Below are 23,851 nucleotides of genomic sequence, written 5' to 3'. Positions count from 1 at the left end.
CCATGGGCGAACGGATCACCATCACGGCCGGGGACGGCACGCAGGCGGTCATCGCCACACACGGCGCCGAGCCGGTCTCCTGGCATGTCGGCGGCACCGAGTACCTCTGGAGCGGCGACCCGGCCCACTGGGATCGCCACGCCCCCTGGCTCTTTCCCGTGGTCGGCGCCTCGACCAACGGGGCGGTGACGGTGGCGGGCCAATCCTACCCCATGGCCCAGCACGGCTTTGCCCGCGATCTGCCGTTCACGGTTCTGGAGCGCACGGACGACAGCGTGACCCTGCGCCTCGAGGAGAGCGCGGCGACGCTCACGCATTATCCGTTCCCGTTTCGCCTGGACATCACCGCCCGGGTCGGCCCCGGCATCCTCGACTTCGAGATCTGGATCGAGAACACCGGCCCGGCACCGATGCCCTACGCACTCGGCTTCCACCCGGCCTTTCCGTGGCCCTTCGCCGGCGGCGAGCGGGCGGCGGACGGTGGCTACCGCGTCGATTTCCAGAATCCCGAGCGCCCCCTGGTGCCGGAGGTCGGCGGGGGCGGCCTGCTCTTGCGCAAGGAGCGGGCGATCCCCCTCCAGGGCGCGACCCTGCCCCTCGCCCCTGACCTGTTCACCGAGGCCCTGGTGCTGCGCGACGCCGCCAGCGAATGGATGCGGTTCAGCGCGCCCGACGGCAGCGCAATCCGTATGGAAGTCTCGGATTTCCCGCATCTCGCCGTGTGGACGAAACCGACCGCGCCGTTCCTGTCCCTCGAATGCTGGACCGGTCATGCCGATTGGGCCGGCTATGCCGGAGAACTGGCGCGCCGCGACTCCCAGCGCCTCCTGGCGCCGAAAGGCCGTGCCCGCCACGGCGTCACCCTGTCCCGCGAGGCCGCCGCCCCATGAGCACCTTTTCCGCCGACGCCTGGGCCGCCAATGCAACGGCCTACGAGACGATCCGCACCATGCCGTTCAACGCCGAGCTCGCCGCCGGAACCTTAAGCCGGGCCCGGTTCACCCATTACATCGTCCAGGACGCACATTATCTCACGGGTTTCGGTCGGGCTCTCGCCCTCGCCGCCGCCAAGGCGCCGCATCCCGACCGCATCGTCCAGTTCGCCCGCGCCGCCGAGACCGCCATCGTGGTCGAGCGTGCCCTGCATGGCGGGTTCTTTCGCGATTACGGCATCCAACCCGAGACCTTCGCGGCGACGCCCCTGTCGCCGCCCTGCGATCACTACGTCTCCTACCTGCTCGCCACCGCTTACGCCGAACCCTACGAAGTGGTGCTCGGCGCGCTCCTGCCATGCTTCTGGATCTATGCCGAGGTCGGCAAGGATATCTTTTCCCGGGCCGGGGCCGACAACCCGTATCGGGCCTGGATCGATACTTATGCGGGCGAGGAGTTCGGCGAGGCGGTGGCCGCGATGATCGCCGCCACCGACGAGGCGGCGGTCGACGCCTCGCCGAAGATCCTGGCCCGCATGCACCACGCCTACGCCCAGGCGACCCGCCTCGAATGGCTGTTCTGGGACGGGGCCTACCGCGAGGCGGTCTGGCCGGTCTGAACCGCCTCGTATCTCAGGCGATGGAGCGCAGCACGCCGCCATCGACCCGCAGGGCGGCACCGCTCGTGGCGCTCGCCGCCGGGCTGCAGACGTAGGCAACCATGTTGGCGACTTCGTCCACCGTGGCGAGGCGGCCGATGAGGGAGGTCGGGCGATGCTCCTTGACGAAAGCACGGCCCAGCGCATCGAGGTCTGCTTCGCCTGAGCCCGGCGCCATCGCCTTCATGAAGTCGGCGACGCCTTCCGACAGGGTCGGGCCGGGCAGGACGCTGTTCACCGTGACACCGGTGCCGGAGACGGTCTCGGCCAAGCCTCGCGAAATCGCGAGCTGGGCCGTCTTCGTCATCCCGTAGTGGACCATTTCCACGGGGATGTTCAGAGCGGATTCGGAGGCGATGAACACCACCCGCCCCCAGCCGCGGGTCACCATGCGGGGGGTATAGGCGCGCGACAGGCGAACGCCACTCATCACGTTGGTGTCGAAGAAGCGCTGCCAATCCTCGTCCGGTATCTCGAAGAACGGCTTCGGCTCGAAGATGCCGGTGTTGTTGACGAGGATGTCCACGTCCGGGAGGCCCGCGACGAGGCGGTTGGCTCCATCCGCCGTCGAAATGTCGCCCGGGGCCGCGATGAAGGCGTGGGTTCCGGTCTCGGCCTTCAGACGCGTGATCGCGGCAGCGACGCGGTCCTGGGCCCGCCCGTTGATGGCGACGGTGGCACCGAGTTCCGCGAGGGCCTTGGCGATGGCGTAGCCGATGCCACCGGTCGAGCCGGTGACGAGTGCGCGCTTTCCGGTCAGATCCAAGTTCATGGCAGGTGTCCTTGCTTAGGAGGATGCCGGGTCAACGCACGAAAGTGGCGGTGTGTGCGGAAGTGGGCGTCATCGGCACGGCGGCCATGCACGGATCGGGGACGGGAGTGTTTCACATGAAACACTCTGTTGACCATACGGGCTTCACTCGCCGCGCTGGCGCCTCAGAACGCTCGCGATGGCCCCGAAGGCAGCCAGCCCGGCCGCACACCAGAGGGCCGTCGTCACGGCATCCGCGGCTCCACCATGAAACACACCGAAGACCACGGCGACGCCGGCCGCGCCCAGGGATTGCCCGGTCAAGCGCGCCGTCGATTGCATGCCGCTGGCGCCTCCGCTGCGATCGCGTGGAGCGCTGGTGATGATGATGCGGTTGTTGGGTGACTGGAACAGACCGAAACCGAGACCGCACAGGGTGAGGCGCCAACCGATATCGAGGGCGCTGGGATCGGCCGGCAACAGGGCGACGGCGACGAGGCCGGCGGCCAGGATCGCGAGACCGATCCCTCCCAACAGGCCGGGCGCGTAGCGATCGGACAGGCGGCCCGACAGCGGCGCCATGATCGCGATCGCAATGGGCCAGGGCGTCATCAGGAAGCCCGTCGTGGTTTCCGAGAGGCGCATCACATCCTGAAAGTAGAACGGCAGGGCGACGTAGGCCATCATCTGCGCTCCGAACGCCGCGATGGAGGTCGCCATCGACAGGGCAAAGGCCGGAATGCGCAGGAGGTCGACGGGCAGGAGCGGCGCCGGGAGACGCAGCTGGTGGCGGACGAACACGGCTCCAATCGCCAGGGCGGCGGCGATCTCGGCCAGGGCGAGCCAATGCCCGCCCGGCTCACCGAGCCCGTCGACGCCGATGATCAGGAGGCCGAAGGTGAGCGCGTTGAGTACCGCGCTGCGATAATCGAACCGCGCGCCGCTGCGCGGCGTCACCGGCAGGGTACGGGCGCCCACCGCCAGGGCAACGAGGCCCACCGGCAGGTTGACGAGGAACAGCCACGGCCAGTTCGCCACGGACAGGATGGCGGCGCCGACCGTCGGCCCGGCGGCGGACGCCATCGCCACCACGAGGGCGACGTTGCCGACGCCGCGCCCGATGAGCTTGTGCGGATAGATGAACCGGACAAGCGCGATGTTGACGCTCATGATCCCGGCGGCACCCAGTCCCTGGGCGATTCGGGCGGCGACCAGCAGGGGCAGGGATGGTGCGAAGGCGCAGGCCACGGATGCGAGGGTGAACACCACCAGCCCCGACAGGTAGACCCGGCGATACCCGAGGATGTCGCCGAGGGACGCCAGGGGCAGCAGCGCGGCCGTGACCGCGATCTGGAAGGCGTTCACCACGAAGATCGCCGCCGAAGGGTCGACCTTGAGATCCCGGGCCATCACCGGCAGGGCGACGTTGACGATGGCGCCGTCGAGCACCGCCATGGTCATGGCGAGCCCGATGGCGAAGAGTGCCAGCATGCGCGCGCGCACGGGCAAACCGTCCTGGGTCGGATCCGGGGGAAGCGCCCCGAGGACGGGATTCGGAGCCGGCTCGGTCATGTGCGCACCCGCGACGGTTCCCCACCCGGTGACAAGTGCTCTATGTCACCTCGCAACGATCCCGCCGCGGATGACATTCGTCCCGGTCGCCTCAGAGGTCAGCCGAATGCGCGCGTCCCCATTTCTCGTCGCCTGCGGACTCGCCCTCGGCCTCGCAGGCACGCCCCTGCCTGCGCTTGCCGCCGACGAGCCCCTCGGGATCGCCCTGGAAGGCTTCGCCTATCCCTACCCGGTCTTCTACCTCGCCCTGACTCGGGACGGCGAAGCGCAGCGTCTCGCCTACATGGACGTGCCGGCGGGCGGCACGCCCAACGGGCGCACGGTCCTGTTGCTGCACGGGCGCAACTTTCCGTCGAGCTATTGGGAGACCGTGATCGCGGCCCTGACGGCGGCGGGCTACCGCGTGGTGGCACCGGACCAGCTCGGATTCGGCAAGTCGTCGAAGCCGGTCGGCCCGTTCACGTTCGATACCCTGGCGGCCGACACGACGGCGCTCCTCGATGCCCTCGGCCTGCCCCGTGTCGATGTGGTGGCCCACTCCATGGGCGGAATGCTCGCCGTGCGTCTCGCCCGCACCGCGCCCGAACGCGTCAACAGCCTCGTGCTGGAGGCGCCCATCGGCCTGGAAGATTATCGCTTCACCGTTCCGCCGGTGCCGACCGAGCGCCTCCTGCGCATCGAGGCCGATGTGACCGCTGATGTCTATCGCCGCCAACTCATGACGAGCTACAGCCTGTCCCTGCCGGAGGCGGCCATCGAGCCGTTCGTCTCCCTACGCGAGCGGGTGAAGGGCTCGGGCGAATATCCGCGCTGGCTGCGGTCGTTCGTGAATTCCTACCAGATGATCTGGGGCCAACCCGTGGTCCACGAGATTCCATTGGTGCGGGCGCCGACCCTGTTCGTGATGGGCGAGAGGGACCGAAACGCGCCGGGCCGCGCCTTCGCACCGGAACCCCTGCGCGCCAGCATGGGCGACAACGCCGCGCACGCTCAGGCACTCGCGGTGCGGATGCCCGACGGCCGAGCCGAAGTCTTTCCGGGCATCGGGCATCTCGTCCACATGGAAGCCCCGTCGCGCTTCAACGCGACGGTGCTGGACTTCCTCGACGGGCACTGAGCCTCGCCGGGTGCCGACCCTCAGGTCAGCACCACCACGCGGCTGCCGATCTCGACGCGGCCGTAAAGGTCGATCACGTCCTGGTTGATCATGCGGATGCAGCCCGACGACACGCTGCGACCGATGGATTCCGGCTCGAGGGTGCCGTGGATGCGGTAGAGCGTGTCCTTGTTGTCCTGCCACAGGTAATGCGCCCGGGCGCCCAAGGGATTGCGCGAGCCACCGGGAACGCCGAGCCCGCTCTGGAGCTGGCTCACCTGCCGGGCGAGCTTGGGCGTGCGGGCGATCATCTCCTTCGGGGGATACCAGTCCGGCCACATCTGCTTGGAGTTCACCGTCGAGACGCCCGACCACGAGAAGCCCTGCTTGCCCACACCGACGCCGTAGCGTCGGGCGCGGCCGTTGGCCTGGACCAGGGTGAGGTGATGGGCGCGCGGATCGACCACGATGGTGCCGGCAGGCTCGCGGCCCGTATAGGCGATCTCCTGGCGCAGAAAGGCCGGGTTGGCCTTGCGCCAGTTGAAGGCGTTGACCGGGAACGGCTCGTCGGTGATCGCCGCGTAGGCGCGGGCGTGGTCGATGGGACCGTCATCCACGGGGCGGCTGGCCTGGGTCGGCTGCGTCGGCTGGCCCGGCGCCGGACGACGGCGCAGGTCGGGCTCCTCGTAAGCCGGATCGACGGGCTCGCGGCGCGCGGCGCGCGGGTCCACCCCGCGCTCCGAATAGGGCTCGTATCGTCCGCCGCGGCGCCGGTAGAGACGTCCGTCCTCGTCGCGGTAGAGGCGCTCGTCGTCGAAGGGGAGATCCCCATCGATTCCGTCGTCGAAGAACCGCCCACGTCCCTGCGCGAGGGCACCGCCCGGCCCCGCGAGGAGGGCGAGGCTCGTGGCGGCACCCGTGAGAAGGATGCGGCGGGTCGGAGGGGCTGTACGGGACATCGGGTCGCTCGGGCCGTCTTCTTGGGTTTGGGGGAGGCCGGCCGACCGCGAGGCTTTGGCTCGCCCCGGGGTCAGGCCTGACTTCGAAAGGCTTGGGCGTGGGCCTAGCAAGACCGGACGCCCACGTCACGCCGTGCAGATGACTTATCAGCTCTGCGTCCCGCGTTCGGGCAAGTTTCGACCGGCGGACGAATACCGTTCTGAGCGCAGTCTTCACCATATCGATGCAAATCGCCGGATCCGGCGATTGCCCAGAGCTTTGCCATTGCCACGAGCTTGGCCGTTGCGACATAGACGTGGAAGGCCATCCCCGACGCGGTCCCTCCGGACCCTCGCGCGACGGGCCGTCTCCCATGATGGATCACTCCCCGTGCCGGCCTTTGCGCGCCTTCTGCTCTCCTTCCTCGCTCTCTTTGGCGTCCTCCTCGGCACCTTGCCGGCCGAGGCGGCTGGGCCGGGCCGAAATGATCCCCCGGCAGGCCCCGCCCGCCCGGATGGGCCGAGCACCGCATGGACCTCGGCCGAGCCGGAACCCCTGGCCTGCACCCAGGCCCGGCGTAAGCTGTGGCGGGCGGGCGAAGGCTGGACGGTGCGGACCGTCACCACGTGCCGGTGAGCGTGCACCGAAGCCCCTGAGGCTACGCCGGGTTCATCGAACAGCGGCGAGGTGGGGACGACGCCGGGCCCACCCCTCGAAACCGGGCGCGCGTGCCGCTACAAGCCTCCCTTCGGTTCGGCGGGCGTAGGCTCGCCATCCTCGATCGGGTGGGCTGACCCGCCCCGGAGTTCGCGCGTGATCCGCGTCCTGCATACGGGCGACTGGCATATCGGGCAGACCCTGCGCGGCTACGGCCGCATGCGCGAGCATACCCTCGCGTTCGCCCATCTCGAACGGATCGTCGCCGAACGCGAAGTCGATGCCCTCGTGGTGGCCGGCGACGTGTTCGACAGCCAGAATCCGTCGGGCGAATCCCAACGCCTGTTCTACGAGGTCCTCATGCGCCTGAACCGGGCGCGGCCAGGGATGACCATCGTGATCACGGCGGGCAACCACGATGCCGCCGGCCGTTTGGAGGCGCCGCGTCCGCTCCTGGAGGCCATCGGGGTCCACGTGGTCGGCAACGTGCGCCGCCGCGACGGCGTGGTCGACCTGCAGCACCATCTCGTACCCCTGCGGCGCGGCGGCGAGATCGCCGCGCAGGTGCTCGCGGTCTCCTATCCCACGGCGGCCTGCCTGCCCCCGCTCCAGAGGGCGACGGAGGGTGGCGGCTCGCCCATCGTCGGGGCCGTTCGGACCCTCTACGAACACCTGTTCTCGGCGGCCCGCCCCCACCTGTCGGGTCTGCCGCTCGTGGTCACCGGGCATCTGCACGTGGCCGGCGGCCTCGAATCGGAAGGGGCCGAGCGGCGCATCCTCGTGGGCGGCGAGCATGCCGTGCCGGCCGACGTATTCCCGGAGGACGCGCGCTACGTCGCCCTCGGGCACCTGCACAAGGCGCAGCGGATCGGGCGCGACAGCGTTCGCTATTCCGGTTCCCTGATCCCGCTCTCGGCCGCCGAGCAGCCCTATGCCCACGCGGTCACCCTTGTGACCTTGGGCGACGGGCCGGCCCACATCGAACTCATCCCGATCCCGCGCCCCCTGCCCTTCCTACGCGTGCCGGCCTCGGGAGACATGCGCCTCGGGGACCTCAGCGACCACCTCACCATCCTCGTGCGGGACCTCGGTCTCCCGGCGGATCACCCCTTGGATGAACGGCCCTTCGTTCAAGTTCGCCTTGCGCGGCACGGCCTCGGCGCCGGCTACCGCGCCGAGATCGACCGCATCGCCGACGGCTTCCCCGTTCGCGTGGTCGACGTGCGGGTGGCGCCCCTGCCCGAGGGCCTCGAGACTCAAGCGACGGCGGGCCCGAACCTTGTGCGTCTCGCCGAACGCGACCCGGAGGAACTGTTCCGCCTCGCCTTCGCCCGCACCCGGGGCGAAGCACCCGGCCCGGAACATCTCGCCGTGTTCCACCGCGCCCGGGCCGAGGCGGAAGGCATGGCGACGGCCGGCTGAGACGGGAGTATGAGCGCTTCATCGGCGCTCGCAGGAGACGAGGGGCCGCCGAATTGTCTTTCGCGGCACGCCCCGCGCGGTAGCATGCACCGACCGTTTTCGCGTAGGAAGACAGCACAAGGCGCCATCGGCCAGCGCCGAGTGATGCGGGCAATGCCTGATTCGGTCTGCCGCCCGCGAATGAGAGCCCGATGAGTTCGCCCAACGACGAGGCCGCACAGCAGCACGAGGTCGAGGCCCGCCGCAACGCCCTCGCTCAATACGACATCCTCGACACTCCCACCGAGGAGGCCTTCGACGACCTCGTCAAGGCCGCTTCCCTGGCCCTCGGCATGCCGGTCTCGCTGATCGTCTTGCTCGAGGCCGATCGGCAATGGTTCAAGGCCGCCGTCGGCTTCGACGGTCCAGAGCCGCCCCTGGCCCAATCCATCTGCGCCCACGCCGTACGCCAGCGCGACCTCTTCGTCGTTCCCGACACCGCGCGCGATCCGCGAACGGCGGGAAACCCCCTCGTGACCGGCGCGCCCTTCGTGCGGTTCTATGCCGGGATGCCGCTCATCACGGCGGAGGGCGTCGCCATCGGCACCCTGTGCGTCCTCGATACGCAACCGCGCAGCCTCACGGAGGCCCAAGGCTTCCTCCTCACCACCCTGGCGCGCCAGGTGATGGCGCAGCTCGAATTGCGCCGGGCCCTCAAGGAACGCCGCGCGCGGGAGCGTCTCAACGCGGCGATCATCGAGAGCGCCGTCGATTACGGCATCCTCGCCACGGACCTCGACGGCCGCGTCACGAGCTGGAACATCGGAGCGCAGCGCATCCTCGGCTGGAGCGAGGCCGAGATGCGGGGCGTGGCCGCCGATCGCATCTTCGTGCCCGAGGATCGGGCCAGGGACACGCCGGCGCGCGAGATGCGTCTGGCCCGGGAGATGGGCCGGGCCAGCGACGAGCGCTGGCACCTGCGCAAGGACGGTTCGCGCTTCTGGGCCATGGGCGAGATGATGCCGCTCAAGGGCGAGGACGGTGCCCACGAGGGCTACGTCAAGATCCTGCGGGACCGCACCGCTCAGCGCCGGGCCGACGAGGCCCTGCGCCAGCAGACCGCCCTGCTCCAGACCGTGACCGATCATCTCAGCGAAGCGGTGTTCCGCCTCTCGGCCGACGACACCATCACCTTCGCCAACCCGGCCGCCGAGGCGATGCTCGGCTGGCCGGCCGGCACCCTGATCGGGCGCAACCTCCACGCGACCGCCCATCACCACCACGCCGACGGCCGCCCTTTTCCCCGCGGGGATTGCGCCGTGGTGCAGGCCCTGGAGGCCGGCGTGGCCCTGCGCCACCGCGAGACGGTGTTCTTCCGCCGCGACGGCACGCCCCTCGACGTGATCACCTCCAACGCACCGATCGTCGAGGACGGCGTGGTCGGTGGTGCCGTCCTCACCGTCACCGACATCACCGAGCACAAGGCCACCGGCCTGCGCCTGCGCCGCAGCGAGGAGCGCCTCGCACTCGCCCTCGACGCCGCCGGCCTGATCGGCACCTGGGACTGGGATCTCGCCACCGACACGGTCTACGCCGACGCGAATTTCGCACGCATCTACGCCGTCGACGAGGAACGGGCCGCTCGGGGCGCGCCGATCGAGGATTACGTACGCAATTTCCACCCCGACGACCTGCCGGCGTTCCAGGCGGAACTGGACCGGATGCTCGCCGGCACGGGAACCGGGCGGCTCGATACGGCGGGACTTCAGCGTGAGGGACTTGCGAGTGGGAGTGAGGCACTCACGACTGGGGGACTCGCGGCTGGGGGATCCGCGACCGAAGGAGCCGGCGCGCAGGGAGACGACTTCGCCTGCGAGTATCGTATCGTCCAAGCCGATGGCGGGCATCGCTGGCTGCTGGCGCGCGGGCGCCTCGTGCGCGACACCGACGGCACCCCCCTGCGGCTGCCGGGCGCCTCCATCGACATCACCGAGCGCAAGCGCGCCGAGGAGCGCCAATCCGCCTTCGTCGAACTCGGCGACCGCCTCCGCGACGTGCAGGATCCCGTCGCCATCGCGTACACGGCCGCCGAGATCGCCGGGCGGACCCTGGGCCTTGCCCGGGCAGCCTACGGGTCCATCGATCCGACCCAGGAACACCTCGACATCGCCCGGGACTGGAGCCGGCCGGGCGTCGTCGGACGCGAGGGCCGGTATCGCTTTTCCGATTACGGCACCTATCTCGCGGAGCTGCAGGGCGGGCAGGACGTCGTCATCACGGACGTGACGACGGACCCGCGCACGGCGGGGCACACGGACGTGTTGGCCAGCCTCGGCGTCCGAAGCATGATCAACATCCCGCTGATGGAGCGCGGGCGCATGGTGGCGGTGTTCTGCCTGCAGGACGACCGGGTCCGGGCGTGGACCGCGGATCTCGTCGATTTCGCCCGCAACATCGTCGACCGGACCCGCGTGGCACTGGCGCGCCTGCGGGCGGAGGAGGAGCAGGAACTCCTCAACCGCGAACTCAGCCACCGGATGAAGAACCTGCTCGCGATGGTGCAGTCCATCGCCACCCAGACCATGCGCTCGGCCGTCGACGTGGACACGGCCAAGGAGGTGCTGGCCGGCCGCCTCATCGCCCTCGGACAGGCCCACGACCTGCTCATGGGCGGAGCCCTCGGCTCGACCCTCATCGGCCCCGTGGTCCGCGGCGCCCTCAAACTGCACGAGGACCGGCCGGGACGCTTCCGGCTCGACGGTCCCGACCTCGAGATCGGGGCGAAGCCCGCCCTGTCGCTGGCCCTGATGCTGCACGAACTCGCCACCAACGCGGCCAAGTACGGTGCCCTCTCCCGCGAGACCGGCCATGTCGCGATCCGCTGGTCGGTGGAGTATGCGGACGACGCGGACCAGCTCACCTTTTCCTGGCAGGAGATCGGCGGACCGGCCGTGACGCCACCGGCCCGCAAGGGCTTCGGCTCGCGCTTCATCGAGCGGGGTCTGGCCGGGCAGGTCGGCGGCACCATCGCCCTGGCCTACCCGCCCACCGGCGTGACCTGCGGCATCACCGCCCCCCTGGCGGCGTTCCAGGCCGACGGCTGAACGCGGGGCCGCCAGGCCCGGTTATCCTCAGCCCGCAGGACCCGCCGGGGGGACACGCCGCACGCGGCGGCCTAGAACAGGGGCCGTCCATCCCCCGCTTCAGGTGACAGCGTTTGCGTATCCTCGCGATCCGGGGCGAGAACCTCGCGAGCCTCGCGGCTCCCTTCGACATCGATCTCGCGAGCGGCCCCATCGCCGCCACAGGCATCTTCGCCATCACGGGCGAGACCGGCGCGGGCAAGTCGACCATCCTCGACGCCCTGTGCCTCGCGCTCTACGGGCGCTATCCGCGGGTCGCCTCGGGACGGCGGGAGGATACACCGGACCCCAGCGGCGAAGCCGTCAGTTCGAGCGACGGACGCGCCATCCTGCGGCGCGGGGCGGCGCAGGGCTGGGCGGAAGTGGATTTCGTCGGCCAGGACGGCGTCGCCTATCGGGTGCGCTGGGAAACGATCCGCGCCCGGGGCAAGGCGGACGGGCGCCTCCAGGCCGACCGGCGCACCCTGCACCGCCTCGCCGACGGCAGTGCCGTGGAGGGGGGCAAGAAGACCGCCGTGACGGCCGCCGTCGAGGCGTTGACGGACCTCACCTTCGACCAGTTCCGCCGGACCGTGCTCCTGGCGCAGGGCGAGTTCGACGCCTTCCTGCTGGCGGCCGAGGGCGAGCGTGGCGAACTCCTCGAAAAGATCACCGGCACGGGCATTTACACGGAGATCTCGAAGCGGGTTCACGCAGGCGCCGAGGCCGAGCGCGCCGCCCTGAAGATCCTTGAGACCCGCCGCGACGCCGTCGGGCTCCTCGACACCGAAGCGCGGGAACGGATCGGCACAGAGCGTGCCGCCATCGCGAAAACCCTCGCGAACCTGTCGGACCACCAAGCCGCGCTCCGGGCCGCCCTCGACGGCGCCGCCCGCCTCGCCGAGGCCCGGCTTCAGGTCGCCGCCGCGGAAACCCGGCTCAGCGAGGCCCAGGCCGCCGAGGCGGCGGCGGTGGCCGACAGGCGGCAATTGATGGAGCTCGATGCCGTCGAGTCCTTGCGCACGGTCTCCGATGCCGTCGCCACCACGCGGGCCGAGGTGGAGGCCGCCGACATCGCCCTGACGATGACGCGCGCGCGGCTCGCCGAAGCCGAGACCCGTGCCGCGGCGGCGACGGAGGTCCAAGGCCGGGCGCGGATGGCGGACGAAGCGGCCGAGACTTTGTTCAAGGCGTTCGCACCCGTCTGGACCGAGGCGGCACAGCTCGACGTCGTGATCGTCGAATCGACCCGCGAGGCCGCGCAGGCCGAGACCGGGGCTGAGGCCGCCACCGGTAGGGCGGAGGCCGTCGAGGCCGAACTGTCCGATCTGCGTCAGCGCCACGATGCGGCGGAGGCCACCCGCGCCGAGGTGGCGGCCCGGCACGACGCGGATCGGGGTGGTGCGTATCTCGCTGGCCGGGCCGAGGAGGTCACGGGCCTGTTCGCGAAGCGCGCCGCCCTGCGGTCACAGCTCGCCACGACGATCTCGGAGCGGGAGCGGGCGAAAGCCGAGGCGGAACGCGGAGCCCGCGTGATCGCCGAAGCCGAAGCGCAGATCCGCGACGCTCGAGAGGCGCGCACCCGGACCCTTGCGCAGCGCGCGGAGCGTTTGGCCGGTCTCGCGGCCCTCGACGAGCCGGCCGCCCGCCGGCGGTCGGCCGTGCTCGACGAGGTTTCGGACGCCCTGCGCGAGGCGCTGCCCCTGGCCCGACGCCATGCCGAAGCGGTCCGAGAGGCGGCGGCGGCGGAGGCCGAGGTCGAGGCGGCCCGGCAGGCGACGCTGATGGCGGAGACCGAGGGAGCCTCGGCCCAACGGGACGAGGCCGAAGCCATGGGCGGGCGCCGCGAAGTCGCCGCCATGGCCGAGCGCGCCGAGGCCAGCGTGTCGGAGCGGGCGGCCCAGCTGCGCAGTCTCCTCGCCGCGGGCGAACCCTGCCCGGTCTGCGGCGGCATCGACCATCCGCACGCCCATGCGGACGATGCCTTGAGCCGACATGCGGAAACATTGCGCGCCCGCCGTGCCGAACTCGAGGACGCCCTCGCGCGAGCCGGCGCTGCGCGTGCGCGTGCGGCCGGGGCCGCGGCGGCGGCGGCGGCCCGCCACGCTGAAGCCCTTCGGGCGGGGGCGACCGCGCGGACCAACCTCGACGGCATCGCCAGCGCCTACGAGGTGCTGCGTCCGGCCCTGGTGGCAGGCAGCACCGGCGCCGGAATCGCCCTACCGGTTCCGGTGCGGCTCGCCACGGATGCCCTCACGGCCCTGGCGGCGGCGGCGCGCCAAGCCCGCGAGGCGTCGAGGGGGACGTTGGATGCGGCGGAAAGCCTGCGCGGCGACATCGAGACTCTCGGCCGGGCCGCCGAGGCGGCCGGAGCGTCGATGGAAACGGCGGGGGCGTCGGTCACCGAGGCGCGCACCACCGTCCAGGCGGCCGAACTCGCCGCCGAGGGGGCGCGGACCCGTGCCGAGGGCTTGGCAGAGCGCATCGAATCTCTCGGGCGCGAGGCCGCCTCGGCCCTCGCAGCGGCCGACTTGACCCTGGCCGACCTCGACCGCGACGGCGCGGCGGCCGTGCGCCGGGTGGCGGCGGCGGTCGCGCAGCACCGGGCTCTCGGCGAACGCCGCCTCGCGCTCGAGGCCGAAGTCCGCACCCTTTCGGAAAAGAAAGCCAGCGCCGTATCGGCCCTCGTCGGTGCCCAGTCGATCCGCGAGACCACGCGAGCCGCCCTCACCGGCCGGATGGCAGCCCTCGCCGAGGCCCGGGCACGGCGCGCGCCTCTCCTCGATGGCGAGGACACGAGCGTCCATCGCAGCCGGATCAACAACGACCGGCTCGCGGCGCAGAATACCCTCAAGGCCGCGGCGGAGGCCCATGCGTCGGCCCTGGCGGACCTTGCCGGCGCGCGCAGCTCCGCCGAACACGCGACCGCCCGGAGGGAGACCGCCATCGCCCGCCACACGGCGGCCCGCGCCGCCTTCGCCACGGCATGCGGGACGCGGATGCCCGAGGCAGTCGTCGCCCTGCTCACGCAGGACCCTGCGATTCGAGCTGGCCTGCGGCGGGACGCGGATCAACGCGACCGGGACGTCGAGGCCGCCACCACCGCCCTCGCCACCCGCCGCGCCGACCGCGACGCGCATGGCGCGGCCCCCGAGGTCGATGTCGCCGCGACCCGGGCCGAAGCGGAAGCGGGCGCGGAAGCCATCGCGCAGCACCAGCAGCGCCTCGGCGCCATCGCGGCGGATCTCGCCCGCGACGACGCCGCCCGGGCGCAGGCGGTGGGCCTGGGGGAGGAGATCAGCGCGGCGCAGGCCGTCTTCGAGACCTGGGACGCGGTGAACGACGCCGTCGGCTCCGCGGGCGGCGACAAGTTCCGGCGTTTCGCTCAGGGCGTGACCCTGGAGCACCTCGTCCACCTCGCCAACGCGCAGCTCGCGGCCTTGAGTCCACGCTACCGCCTTGCGCGCGGCACCACGTCGGATCTGGCGCTCCATGTCCTCGACCGCGACATGGGCGACCACCTACGGGCCACCCGCAGCCTGTCGGGCGGCGAGCGCTTCCTCGTCTCCCTCGCCCTGGCGCTCGCCCTGTCGGGCCTGGAGGGTCGGGATTCGTTCGTCGACACCCTGTTCATCGACGAAGGCTTCGGCTCCCTCGATGCCGAGACCCTGGATCTCGCCGTCGATGCCCTCGAAACGCTGCAGGGACGGGGCCGCAAGGTCGGCGTCATCACCCACGTGGCGGCGATGATCGAGCGCATCGCCGTGCAGGTGCGGGTCGAGAAGCGGGGCAACGGCCGCAGTGTCGTGCGGATCGTGGATGGCGGGATGCCCACGAACTAGGCAGCCTGCGGGTTGGACCGCATCGCCAACGCTTCGCGGCCGGTGGTCGGCGCGGCCGAGGCCCTCGCCGTGGACGCTCGACCGCTCGTCTCAAGTCTGGCACGGCCGATGCTTTCTCGTTCCCGTTGCCGTTACGGCGGCAGGCAGGGCAACGGCGCCCCGCGAGGCGGACGGCGCGAGTCCGAATCCCTTGGCATCAGCGACCGCGCGCCGCGCGGACCCGCGAACCTCGAGACGAGCACTCCATGGCCAGTTTCAAGACCGTGATGAAATCCGGTCACCCCCCGACCCTGTTCGCCGCGTTCCTATACTTCGATTTCTGCTTCGCGATCTGGGTCCTGAACGGCGCCATGGGGCCGTTCATCACCGAAACCTACGGGCTCAGCCCGGCCCAGACCGGGTTCATGATCTCGCTGCCGATCCTGGCCGGCGCGATCATGCGTTTTCCGCTGGGCATCCTCGCCCAGTATATCGGCCGCAAGAACGCCGCGGTGACCGAGATGTCGATCATCATGGCGGCGATGGCCTACGGGTTCTTCTTCGTCCACACCTACAACGACGTGCTCGCCATGGGCGTGCTCCTCGGCATCGCCGGCGCCTCGTTCGGTGTCGCCCTGTCGCTGGGGTCGGGCTGGTTCCCCAAGGAACACAAGGGCTTGGCCATGGGCATCGCGGGGGCCGGCAATTCCGGCACCGTGCTCGCCGTGCTGTTCGCGCCGCCGCTGGCCCAGGCCTATGGCTGGCAGACGGTCTACGGCTTTGCCGGCTGCGTCATGGCGATCCCCCTCGTGGTGATGATCCTTTTCGCCAAGGAGCCGCCGGATGCCGAGCACCAGTCGTTCAAGGAGCACATCGCCTGCCTGTTCCAAAAGGACGGCTGGTCGTTCAACCTCATCTACATCATCACCTTCGGCGGCTTCATCGGCCTGTCGAACTTCCTACCGACGTTCTTCTACGAGCAGTTCGGCGTCACCAAGGTCGAGGCCGGGCGCCTGACCATGCTGGCCGCCCTGATGGGCTCGGGTATCCGGGTGGTGGGCGGCTACTACGCCGATCGCATGGGCGGCATCCTCGTCCTGTCCGTGGTGCTGCTCGCCGCCGTCGCGTCGTTCCTGCTGCTGACCGCGACGCCGTCCCTCGTCGTCACCACGCTCCTGTTCATGCTGTGCTTTGCCGCCCTCGGGGCCGGCAACGGCGCCCTGTTCCAGCTCGTGCCCCTGCGCTGGCCGGCCAACACCGCCGTGGCCGGCTCGATGATCGGCGAAGTGGGCGCTCTCGGCGGCGCGATCCTGCCCAACGTCATGGGCCTGTCGAAGCAGTATACCGGCTCGTTCGCCTACGGCTTCGTCGGCTACGCCGCCTTCGCCGCGGTGGTGCTCGGCTGCCTGCTCCTGTGGCAGCGCAAGTGGGTCGGCGCCTGGGTCGGTCCGCGCGGCAAGGTGCTGGAGCCGGCGTCGCCCGAGGCCGCCAAGGCGAGGCGTCTCGATCCCGTCACCGCCTGAAGCAGAGGCGGAAGCACGATTCGGGGGCCTTCGGGCCTCCGTTTTCGTCTCACGATCAGAGGGCCTCGCCCGCCACCAGGGCGAAGGTGAGCACGTCGACCTTGGCCGCTCCGGCGCGCAGGAGCACGCGCGAGGCGGCGTTGGCCGTGGCTCCGGTGGTGGTGACATCGTCGATGAGAAGCACGCGCCGGCCCTGGAGCCTCGGCCGGGCGGCCTCCGGCACCCGGAAGGCACCCTGGAGATTGCGCGCCCGGGCGGCCCGGGAGAGACCGACCTGAGAGCGCGTCGCCTTCACGCGGGCGAGGGCCTGCACTTCGACGGGTAGCCCCGTGAGCATGGAGAGCCCCTGGGCGAGAAGAGCCGCCTGATTGAAGCGGCGGCGCCAGAGGCGCCAGCGGTGCAGCGGCACCGGCACGAGGCAATCGGCCTCTCGGACGAGTTCGGCGCCGGCACCTGCCATCATCCGGGCGAGCGTCGGCGCAAGATCGAGGCGGTCGTCGTACTTGAGGCGATGGACGAGATCGCGGGCGATACCATCGTAGAGCACCGCCGCCCGGACCCGGCCGAAGACCGGTGGGTCCGCCATGGCACGGGGCGAGAGCAGCGGCCCTGTCCCGTGATCGACGGCGAAAGGTGTGCCGAGACGCTGGCAATAGGGCCGTTCGATGAGCCTCAGCTGCGACCAGCAAGCGGGGCAAAGGGCGTGAGGCTGGGCTGTGGCGGCTCCGCAACCCGGGCAGATCGGTGGATAGACGAGGCCCAGGGCGATGCCCCGAGCGGCACGCAGGCCAGCGAGGACGCGGCGGAGGACGGCAACCATGCCGTGCAGCCTACGCCGTCCTCCCTTCCAGGGCGACCGCCTTGTGGGCGGTCGCGGCCGGTCTTCAGCGGGCGGGCGGCGGGGTCTGCTGCTGACGGTCGCGCTTGTTCGCCTGATGGCGACCGACGGCGCAACCGGCGGCCGCGCCAAGGACGCCGTGGCCGGCGACATGACCGGCGACACCACCGACGACGGCGCCCTTGAGGCAGCCCTTCGCCTCTGCGCCGGAGGTGCCGACCAGGGCAGCGACGGTCAGAACTGTCCCGAACAGAATGGATCTCATGGCGATACTGCCTTCCGGTGAACGTGTGAGACTGAGAACATCCGGGGCGGCCTCGGCGTTCCGTCGCCGCGAGCGCTGGTCCCCGGGCGGGTGAAGCGCCATGTTCGGGCACATCACCCTGATGCTCGGGATACGATGACGCGACCGCCGCCCCTGTTCGACACCGCCCTCGCCCGGACGCGCCTCGCCCGCGCGCGACGGGCCGGCTACGCCGATTTCCTCCTTGCCCGAACCATCGACGACTTGGACGACCGCCTGGGCGCGGTGCTGCGCCGGTTCGACCGGGCTCTCGATCTCGGATCCCCGACACCGGACGCCGCCCTGCGCTTGCGGACGAGCGGACGATGTCAAACGGTTCTGCGTCTCGCACCCGGTCCGGAGACGGTGCCGGGCGTCGGGCTCTCGATGGGTGATCCCGAGGCTTTGCCGTTCGCGCCGGGCTCGTTCGATCTCGCCGTGTCGCTTCTCGCCCTCCAGCACGTCAACGACCTGCCGGGCGCCCTGGCGCAGTTGCGCCGGACCTTGAAGCCGGACGGGCTGTTCGTCGGCTGCCTCCTCGGTGGGCGCAGCCTCACGGAACTGCGCCAAGCCTTCGGGCAAGCGGAGAGCGAGATCGAAGGTGGGGTCAGCCCCCGGGTCGCGCCCTTCGCCGAGGTGCGCGAGATGGGCAGCCTCCTGCAACGGGCGGGCTTCGCCCTGCCGGTGACCGACGTCGAGACGCTCACGGTGCGCTACAGTGATCCCTTCGCCCTCATGCGGGACCTGCGTGCCATGGGGCTGACCAACGTGCTCACCGAGCGCCGTCGCACCCCCCTGCGTCGGGCCACCCTGATGCGGGCGGCGGCACTCTACGCCGAGCGCTTCTCGGATCCGGACGGGCGCGTGCGCGCCACCTTCGAGATCCTGTGGCTCTCCGGCTGGGCACCGCATGCGAGCCAGCAGGTGCCGCTCAAGCCCGGCAGTGCGCGCACCCGGCTGGCCGAGGCGCTCGGCACCACGGAACACGATCCCATGGGGAGTCCATCATGAAGCAGCCGAGCCCCGAGCATCCCATCACCCTCGCGCCCCATGCCGGACGGGTCCGCGTGCGGGTCGCCGGCGTGACCGTGGCCGAGACCGGGGCCGCCCTGGTCCTGACCGAGGCCTCCTATCCGCCTGTGCTGTACATCCCGCGCGGCGACGCGATCTGGAGCCACTTCGTGCGGAGTTCTCGCCGGAGCCATTGCCCGTACAAGGGCGACGCCAGCTATTTCGGCCTGTCCGTCGATGGCACCGAACGGCCCGACGCCGTGTGGAGCTACGAGGCCCCGTATCCGGCGGTCGCGGCAATCCGCGATCACCTCGCCTTCTATCCCGACCGGGTCGATGCCATCGAAGTCGTGCCGTAAGGGCCTGAGGCTCCGAGCAAATCCGGGTGATCCCTTCGGGATTGCGGATTCGGGCTTCGCTCAAGCGCCGCGCGGGCTTCGTGATCCTGCGGCCGCTTCGATCAAGCGGCCGCAGGATCACTCGCGCACCATCACTCGTGCACCCGCGACCAGAACGCGACCTTGCGGCCATGGGTCTTGCGCAGGGCGGCGCGATACGCCGCGTGGTCCGGCACCAGGGCGCCGGGGTCGAGGCGGGCGTCGAGGGCGTCCAGGGTCGCGAGGTGGCGCGCGCCGTGCCCGTAGGCGGCCGAGCGCCCGCGCTCCAGGATATCGTCGACGAGGAGGCGGTAGAGCCGAGCGGCGGCCAGGGGCTCGCTGGCCTCCAGGGCCTCGGCCGCCGGCACCAGGATTTCGTAGCGGCCCCCGTCCCAGGTGTGCGCGGCCACGAGGCGCGCAGCCCGGTCGGGTTTGGGCCAATGGGTGAAGAAGTGCAGGGCGCGGTAGGGGTCGGGATGGGCGGCGGCGTGGGCGAAGGCGCGCTCCAGGGCCTCCTCGTCCTCGAAATCCGGCAGCTTGGCGAGGTGCGCCCTGAGCATCCCGGCATCCAAACTGCGCTCGAACTGCCCCCAGCGCAGGCCTTGCGCCTCCGCGCCCCGCCCGAGGGCGTCGAGGATGCGGATTTCGAGTTCGATCCGGGCGCGGTCGGGCGCTTCCGGGTCGAATTGGCCGGTGACGATCTGCTCGCGGGTGACGACGACGAGACCGCGCTTCTGCGGGCGGCGCACCCAGTCGAGGGCTTCGTCGAGGCGCCCGGCCCCGAGGAGGCGTTCAGCGATCTCCGTCCGATCGGGGCGCTCGGGCGCGACTTCGCGTTCCAGAGCGACGAAGGCATCGACGTCGCCGCGCCGGTCGGCCAGCATCTGGCGCAGGCGTAAGGTCCGGCCGCGCGCCACCTGCTGTCCCCAGGCCTGGGCGCCTTTCGCCTTGGCCGGGCGCGGCGGCACGGCTTCGGCCAGACCCGCGTCGAGCCGGGCGCAGGCGGTCTCGGACAGCCCCGGGATCAGGCCATGGAGCAGATCCTCGACAAGGCCGTAGCCGTCCGCCTCCAGCATCGGCACGAGGCACAGGGCGAAGGCCGCCGCTTCGGCGGGATCGAGGCTCTTGCCCAGGGCGGCCGCCGCCTCGGCCGCGCGGTCGAAGACGCCGTGGACCTGCCCGTTCGAATCGTCGACCCGCTCCAGCACGCCGGGCGCGGCGGCGAGGAAGCGCAGCAGCCGGTCGAGGCCGGCCCGCGCGTCGAGGGGGGCGAGTTCGGTCACCATGGTGGTCAGCGTGGCGTCGAGGTCGGCCGCGAAGACGCGGCGCTTCTGCCAGTCGATATAGCCGGCGGCCCGCTCCAGGGCGGTGAGGCGCCGGTCGATGAGGGCCGCCACCGCTTCGGGTCCCTGGAGCCCGGCCACGGCCGCCGTGACCAGCTTCTTGAAGGCCGGGTTGCGCCCGGTCTCGTCGAGGACGAGGCGGATCAGCCGGTCCAGGCCGAGTTCGGTCAGGGTCTCGGGACTGGGCGCGGTCTTTCGCGCGGCGCGCTTGGGTCTGGCCGCCGGCTTTACGGCCGACTCGGGCGCCGCCTGCTTCGTCGCCGCCTTGCGCGCCATACTCGCATCGCCCTCCCGGTCAGGCCCGCACGATGTCGCGGGATGCCTGTGACATCAAGGCCCCGGGACCCTTCAGGGTCCCGGGGTCCCTTTCAGGGTCCCGGAGCCCCTTTCAGGGGCCCAGGAGATCGACGAGGAACGGGATCAGCGGCGCGTCGGCGGGCGGCATCGGCTGGTCCTTCAGATCGCGCGGGCGCACCCATTTCAGGGCCTGCCCCTCCATGGAGCGCGGGATCCCGTCCCAGCGCCGGCAGACGTAGAGGGGCATGAGGAGGTGGAAGTCGGGATAGGCGTGGCTGGCGAAGGTGAGCGGCGCGAGGCAGGCCTCCTTCACGGCGATGCCGAGTTCCTCGTGCAGTTCGCGGATCAGGGTCTCCTCCGGACGTTCGCCGGGATCGACCTTGCCGCCGGGGAACTCCCACAGGCCGGCGAGCTGCTTGCCCGGCGGGCGCTGGGCCAGGAGCACCCGGCCGTCCGTATCGACGAGGGCCACGGCGACGACGAGGAGGATGCGCAACGGCGTGGGTGCGGGGGCGCTCATGGCGCGATGGCGAAGGTGGCCGACACGTCGGCCGCCGTCTCGATGGTGCCGGCGACGAGGGGCACGGGGGCGCCCCGGCCTTTGGAGCGCACCGCCATCGGGGCGGGCATCGGGGCATAGGGGGACGAACCGGCCTCGGCCGGCGAGCGGATGGCGACGACGCGCCCGAGGGTGACACCGGCGGCTTCGGCCAGACGCGTCGCCTGCATGGTCGCGTCCTTCATCGCGGCGACCCGCACGGCCGCCTCGGCGGCGTCGGGATCGCGCAGGCCAAAGCTGACGCCCTCGATCCGGTTGGCCCCGATCTCGAGGGCGCGGCGCATGAGATCGCCGAGGCGGCCCATGTCGGCGAGCCGCAGGCGGATGGTGTTGGCGGCGCGGTAGCCGTCGGCCCGCTCGCTGACGCTGCCGTCGGGCTGGCGCACGCTCCGGGTCACGGGCTGGAGGGTCACCGCCGTGGTGCCGATATCGGCCTCCGGCACCTTGAAGGTTTCGGCGAGCGCGATGAGCCCCTTGGCGGCGGAACTCGCTGCATCGAGGGCGACGGCTGGCGTCGCGCCCTTGGCCTCGACGCCGATCTCCACGGAGGCGAAGTCCGGCGCGGTCTCGGTCCTGGCCCGCCCGACGACATGGATGCGACCGTCCTTCAGGGTGGGCGCCTCCTCGGCGCCCGCAGGGGCGATCCAGGCAACGGCGAGGGCGGCGAGCGCCAAGGTGCCGACGCGGGCGCTCACGAGCGGTAATCTCCGTTGATGGCGATGTAGCCCTGCGTCAGATCGCAGGTCCACACACGGGCCGTACCGTCGCCGAGGCCGAGTTCGACCCGGATCTCGATGTCGGATTCGCGCATCACGGCGCTCGCCGCATCCTCGCTGTAATCCGGATCGCGGGCGCCCTCGCGGGCGACCCGGACATCGCCGAACCAGATGGCGAGGCGATCGCGGTCGGCGGGCTCGCCGGCCTTGCCCACCGCCATGACGACCCGGCCCCAATTGGCGTCCTCGCCGGCCACCGCCGTCTTCACCAGGGGCGAGTTGGCGATGGATAGGGCGATGCGATGGGCCGAGGCGTCGCTGGTGGCGCCTTCCACCCGCACGGTGACGAACTTGCGCGCGCCCTCGCCGTCCTTGGCCACGAGCTGGGCCAGTTCCACCAGGAGATCGTCGAGCTTGTCCCGGAAGTCGGCGAGGCGCGGGTCGGCCGCGTCGGTGATCGCAGCGTTGCCCGCAGCACCCGTCGCGAACAGCATCAGGGTGTCGGAGGTGGAGGTGTCGCCGTCCACCGTCACGCAGTTGAAGCTTTTCACGGTTCCAGCGGTAAGCAGCGCCTGCAGCACCACTTGCGGCAGGGCGGCGTCGGTGAAGGCGAAGCTCAGCATCGTCGCCATGTCGGGGGCGATCATGCCGGCGCCCTTGGCGATGCCGTTGAGGGTCACCGTCGTGCCGTCGATGCTGGCCTGGCGCGTGGCGAGCTTCGGGAACGTATCGGTGGTCATGATCGCCTGGGCCGCCGCGCTCCAGGCGGCGGCACCGCCCTCCGTGCGGGTGGCGCAATCGGCGAGCACGCCCTCGAACTTCGTGGCGTCGAGGGGCTCGCCGATGACGCCCGTCGAGGCGATGAACACCGCCTCCGGCGCACACGCCGCCGCCCGCGCCGCGATGGCGGCGGTCAGCTCCACGGCCTCGCGGCCCCGTGCGCCCGTGAAGGCGTTGGCGTTGCCCGAATTCACCACGAGGGCGCGTGCGCCCCGGCTGTCCAGGGCGTGCCGGCACCAATCCACGGGAGCGGAGGGGCAGCGCGAGCGGGTGAACACGCCGGCGGCCTCAGTCCCCTCGGAAAGAGCGACGTAGAGCACGTCCGTGCGTCCGGAATAGCGGATGCCGGCCTGCGCCGTGGCGAGACCGACGCCCGCGATGGCCGGGAGATCCGGCTGATGCTTGGGCGCCAGCGGCGAGACGGGAACGGTCTTGGCGGATGCCATCGGGGTCGGTCTCCGGCTGTCGGCCGCTTCGAGCGCGGGTGATCCCGGGCGTCGAATCGAGCGGCCGGGCGGTGTTGCCCCGACGGGGCTCTCGCCGTCAACGGCGTACCTGGGGGAACGAGTCGACCGGCTGGCGGATTGCCTCATCGGTGACCAGCTGGAAAGCGCGAGTTGGGCTTGTGTCGCCGGCCCGGCGTGGCTTAGCATGTTGCAATGCAACCCATTCGAGGTGTCGATCACGGTATGGCCAGGCGCGCATGGGGAGTCTCGACCATGGAACAGGCCGCCTCGTCCGGTGGCGCCTACGGCGTCCAAGTCCTGATAGCGGGGCGCCAGAAGCATTGGCGCGATGACGTTGCTGCTCAGATCCGCCGTGCCGGCTACGCAACCACGACGGTGGATTGCGGTGTGGACGCCATGACCGTTCTGGCACTCGGCCTGCCGGTGGATGTCCTCGTCACGGATCTCAGCCTCACGGGTGAACTCGGCTGCGTGCAGCTCGCCCTGGAGGCGCGCGCCCTGCGCCCCGACCTGCGCATCGTCTTCGCCAGCGATGCCCCGCATGTCGATGTGGAAACGACCGGTCTCGATACGGATGATCTCTACGTGGTCGCTGCCGAACGCACCGATGCGGTCGCCATCACCGTGCGCGAGGCCCTGGCGGCCCGGACCTGAGTCGGTCGGCCCCACCTCCACGATCTCGTGACGATCGACGGTCGCGTCCAAGC

Annotated in this window: 19 protein-coding genes; 10 read left to right on the top strand and 9 right to left on the bottom strand. The window is 71.0% G+C overall.

Features of this window, described 5'->3' with window-relative positions; genetic code table 11:
* The first annotated feature begins 2 nt into the window (after nucleotides 1-2).
* A complete protein-coding gene (locus ASF52_RS21165; protein WP_056176607.1) occupies nucleotides 3-890 on the top strand; it encodes an aldose 1-epimerase family protein in 888 nt (295 codons plus the stop codon).
* Complete coding sequence (locus ASF52_RS21160; RefSeq protein ID WP_056176603.1) at nucleotides 887-1,552, top strand: TenA family protein; 666 nt, start codon at nucleotides 887-889, stop codon at nucleotides 1,550-1,552. Before ASF52_RS21165 ends, ASF52_RS21160 begins: the two co-directional genes overlap by 4 nt.
* A 13-nt stretch (nucleotides 1,553-1,565) precedes the next feature.
* Here ASF52_RS21160 and ASF52_RS21155 read toward each other — a convergent pair whose 3' ends face one another.
* Nucleotides 1,566-2,363: an SDR family NAD(P)-dependent oxidoreductase gene (locus tag ASF52_RS21155; RefSeq protein WP_056176600.1), complete on the bottom strand. Its 798-nt coding sequence runs from the start codon at nucleotides 2,361-2,363 to the stop codon at nucleotides 1,566-1,568.
* 144 nt (nucleotides 2,364-2,507) lie between these two features.
* Complete coding sequence (locus ASF52_RS21150; RefSeq protein ID WP_056176597.1) at nucleotides 2,508-3,914, bottom strand: MFS transporter; 1,407 nt, start codon at nucleotides 3,912-3,914, stop codon at nucleotides 2,508-2,510.
* A gap of 106 nt (nucleotides 3,915-4,020) precedes the next feature.
* On the opposite strand from ASF52_RS21150, the gene ASF52_RS21145 reads away from it, so the two are divergent.
* Entirely contained in the window at nucleotides 4,021-5,031 is a 1,011-nt protein-coding gene (locus ASF52_RS21145; RefSeq protein ID WP_056176588.1) for an alpha/beta fold hydrolase, read from the top strand.
* A gap of 20 nt (nucleotides 5,032-5,051) precedes the next feature.
* On the opposite strand, the gene ASF52_RS21140 is transcribed toward ASF52_RS21145, so the two are convergent.
* Nucleotides 5,052-5,969: a L,D-transpeptidase gene (locus tag ASF52_RS21140; protein WP_056176585.1), complete on the bottom strand. Its 918-nt coding sequence runs from the start codon at nucleotides 5,967-5,969 to the stop codon at nucleotides 5,052-5,054.
* 793 nt (nucleotides 5,970-6,762) lie between these two features.
* Between ASF52_RS21140 and ASF52_RS21130 the strand changes: the two genes are divergently transcribed.
* The 4 genes from ASF52_RS21130 to ASF52_RS21115 all read left to right on the top strand — a co-directional run bounded on the left by ASF52_RS21130 (nucleotide 6,763) and on the right by ASF52_RS21115 (nucleotide 16,473).
* Nucleotides 6,763-8,028, top strand: coding sequence for an exonuclease SbcCD subunit D (locus ASF52_RS21130; RefSeq protein ID WP_056176576.1), 1,266 nt, complete (start codon nucleotides 6,763-6,765; stop codon nucleotides 8,026-8,028).
* 191 nt (nucleotides 8,029-8,219) lie between these two features.
* Nucleotides 8,220-11,111, top strand: coding sequence for a PAS domain S-box protein (locus tag ASF52_RS21125; RefSeq protein WP_056176574.1), 2,892 nt, complete (start codon nucleotides 8,220-8,222; stop codon nucleotides 11,109-11,111).
* A 113-nt stretch (nucleotides 11,112-11,224) separates the two neighbouring features.
* A complete protein-coding gene (locus ASF52_RS23570) occupies nucleotides 11,225-14,971 on the top strand; it encodes an AAA family ATPase (RefSeq protein ID WP_056176572.1) in 3,747 nt (1,248 codons plus the stop codon).
* Between the two features lie 245 nt (nucleotides 14,972-15,216).
* Nucleotides 15,217-16,473, top strand: coding sequence for a nitrate/nitrite transporter (locus tag ASF52_RS21115; protein WP_056176569.1), 1,257 nt, complete (start codon nucleotides 15,217-15,219; stop codon nucleotides 16,471-16,473).
* A gap of 55 nt (nucleotides 16,474-16,528) precedes the next feature.
* On the opposite strand, the gene ASF52_RS21110 is transcribed toward ASF52_RS21115, so the two are convergent.
* Together ASF52_RS21110 and ASF52_RS21105 are read right to left on the bottom strand one after the other, a co-directional pair.
* Complete coding sequence (locus ASF52_RS21110) at nucleotides 16,529-17,293, bottom strand: ComF family protein (protein ID WP_056176566.1); 765 nt, start codon at nucleotides 17,291-17,293, stop codon at nucleotides 16,529-16,531.
* Between the two features lie 64 nt (nucleotides 17,294-17,357).
* Nucleotides 17,358-17,576, bottom strand: coding sequence for a hypothetical protein (locus ASF52_RS21105; RefSeq protein ID WP_056176563.1), 219 nt, complete (start codon nucleotides 17,574-17,576; stop codon nucleotides 17,358-17,360).
* 135 nt (nucleotides 17,577-17,711) lie between these two features.
* Between ASF52_RS21105 and ASF52_RS21100 the strand changes: the two genes are divergently transcribed.
* Both ASF52_RS21100 and ASF52_RS21095 read left to right on the top strand, forming a co-directional pair.
* On the top strand, nucleotides 17,712-18,605 hold the full coding sequence (locus ASF52_RS21100; protein WP_056176560.1) for a methyltransferase domain-containing protein: 894 nt from the start codon (nucleotides 17,712-17,714) through the stop codon (nucleotides 18,603-18,605).
* A complete protein-coding gene (locus ASF52_RS21095; protein ID WP_056176551.1) occupies nucleotides 18,602-18,964 on the top strand; it encodes a DUF427 domain-containing protein in 363 nt (120 codons plus the stop codon). Before ASF52_RS21100 ends, ASF52_RS21095 begins: the two co-directional genes overlap by 4 nt.
* Before the next feature lie 131 nt (nucleotides 18,965-19,095).
* Here the strand turns inward: ASF52_RS21095 and ASF52_RS21090 are convergent, their stop codons facing one another.
* The 4 genes from ASF52_RS21090 to argJ form a co-directional block, all read right to left on the bottom strand.
* The gene (locus ASF52_RS21090; protein ID WP_056176548.1) at nucleotides 19,096-20,601 is read right to left on the bottom strand and encodes a DUF6880 family protein; all 1,506 of its coding nucleotides are present in this window, start codon (nucleotides 20,599-20,601) and stop codon (nucleotides 19,096-19,098) included.
* Between the two features lie 112 nt (nucleotides 20,602-20,713).
* Nucleotides 20,714-21,142: a (deoxy)nucleoside triphosphate pyrophosphohydrolase gene (locus ASF52_RS21085; protein WP_056176544.1), complete on the bottom strand. Its 429-nt coding sequence runs from the start codon at nucleotides 21,140-21,142 to the stop codon at nucleotides 20,714-20,716.
* Nucleotides 21,139-21,876 (bottom strand): SIMPL domain-containing protein, encoded by a 738-nt coding sequence (locus ASF52_RS21080; protein WP_244473894.1) that lies wholly within the window; start codon nucleotides 21,874-21,876, stop codon nucleotides 21,139-21,141. The genes ASF52_RS21085 and ASF52_RS21080 overlap by 4 nt, the downstream gene beginning before the upstream one ends.
* Nucleotides 21,873-23,123: a bifunctional glutamate N-acetyltransferase/amino-acid acetyltransferase ArgJ gene (gene argJ, locus ASF52_RS21075; RefSeq protein WP_056176541.1), complete on the bottom strand. Its 1,251-nt coding sequence runs from the start codon at nucleotides 23,121-23,123 to the stop codon at nucleotides 21,873-21,875. Before argJ ends, ASF52_RS21080 begins: the two co-directional genes overlap by 4 nt.
* A gap of 273 nt (nucleotides 23,124-23,396) precedes the next feature.
* Between argJ and ASF52_RS21070 the strand changes: the two genes are divergently transcribed.
* Nucleotides 23,397-23,798 (top strand): hypothetical protein, encoded by a 402-nt coding sequence (locus ASF52_RS21070; protein ID WP_056176534.1) that lies wholly within the window; start codon nucleotides 23,397-23,399, stop codon nucleotides 23,796-23,798.
* Nucleotides 23,799-23,851 lie beyond the last annotated feature (53 nt).

Source organism: Methylobacterium sp. Leaf112, assembly GCF_001423295.1.
GTDB lineage: Bacteria > Pseudomonadota > Alphaproteobacteria > Rhizobiales > Beijerinckiaceae > Methylobacterium.
Note: the sequence above shows the minus strand (reverse complement) of the source record. Positions and strands in the feature narration are given on the sequence as shown.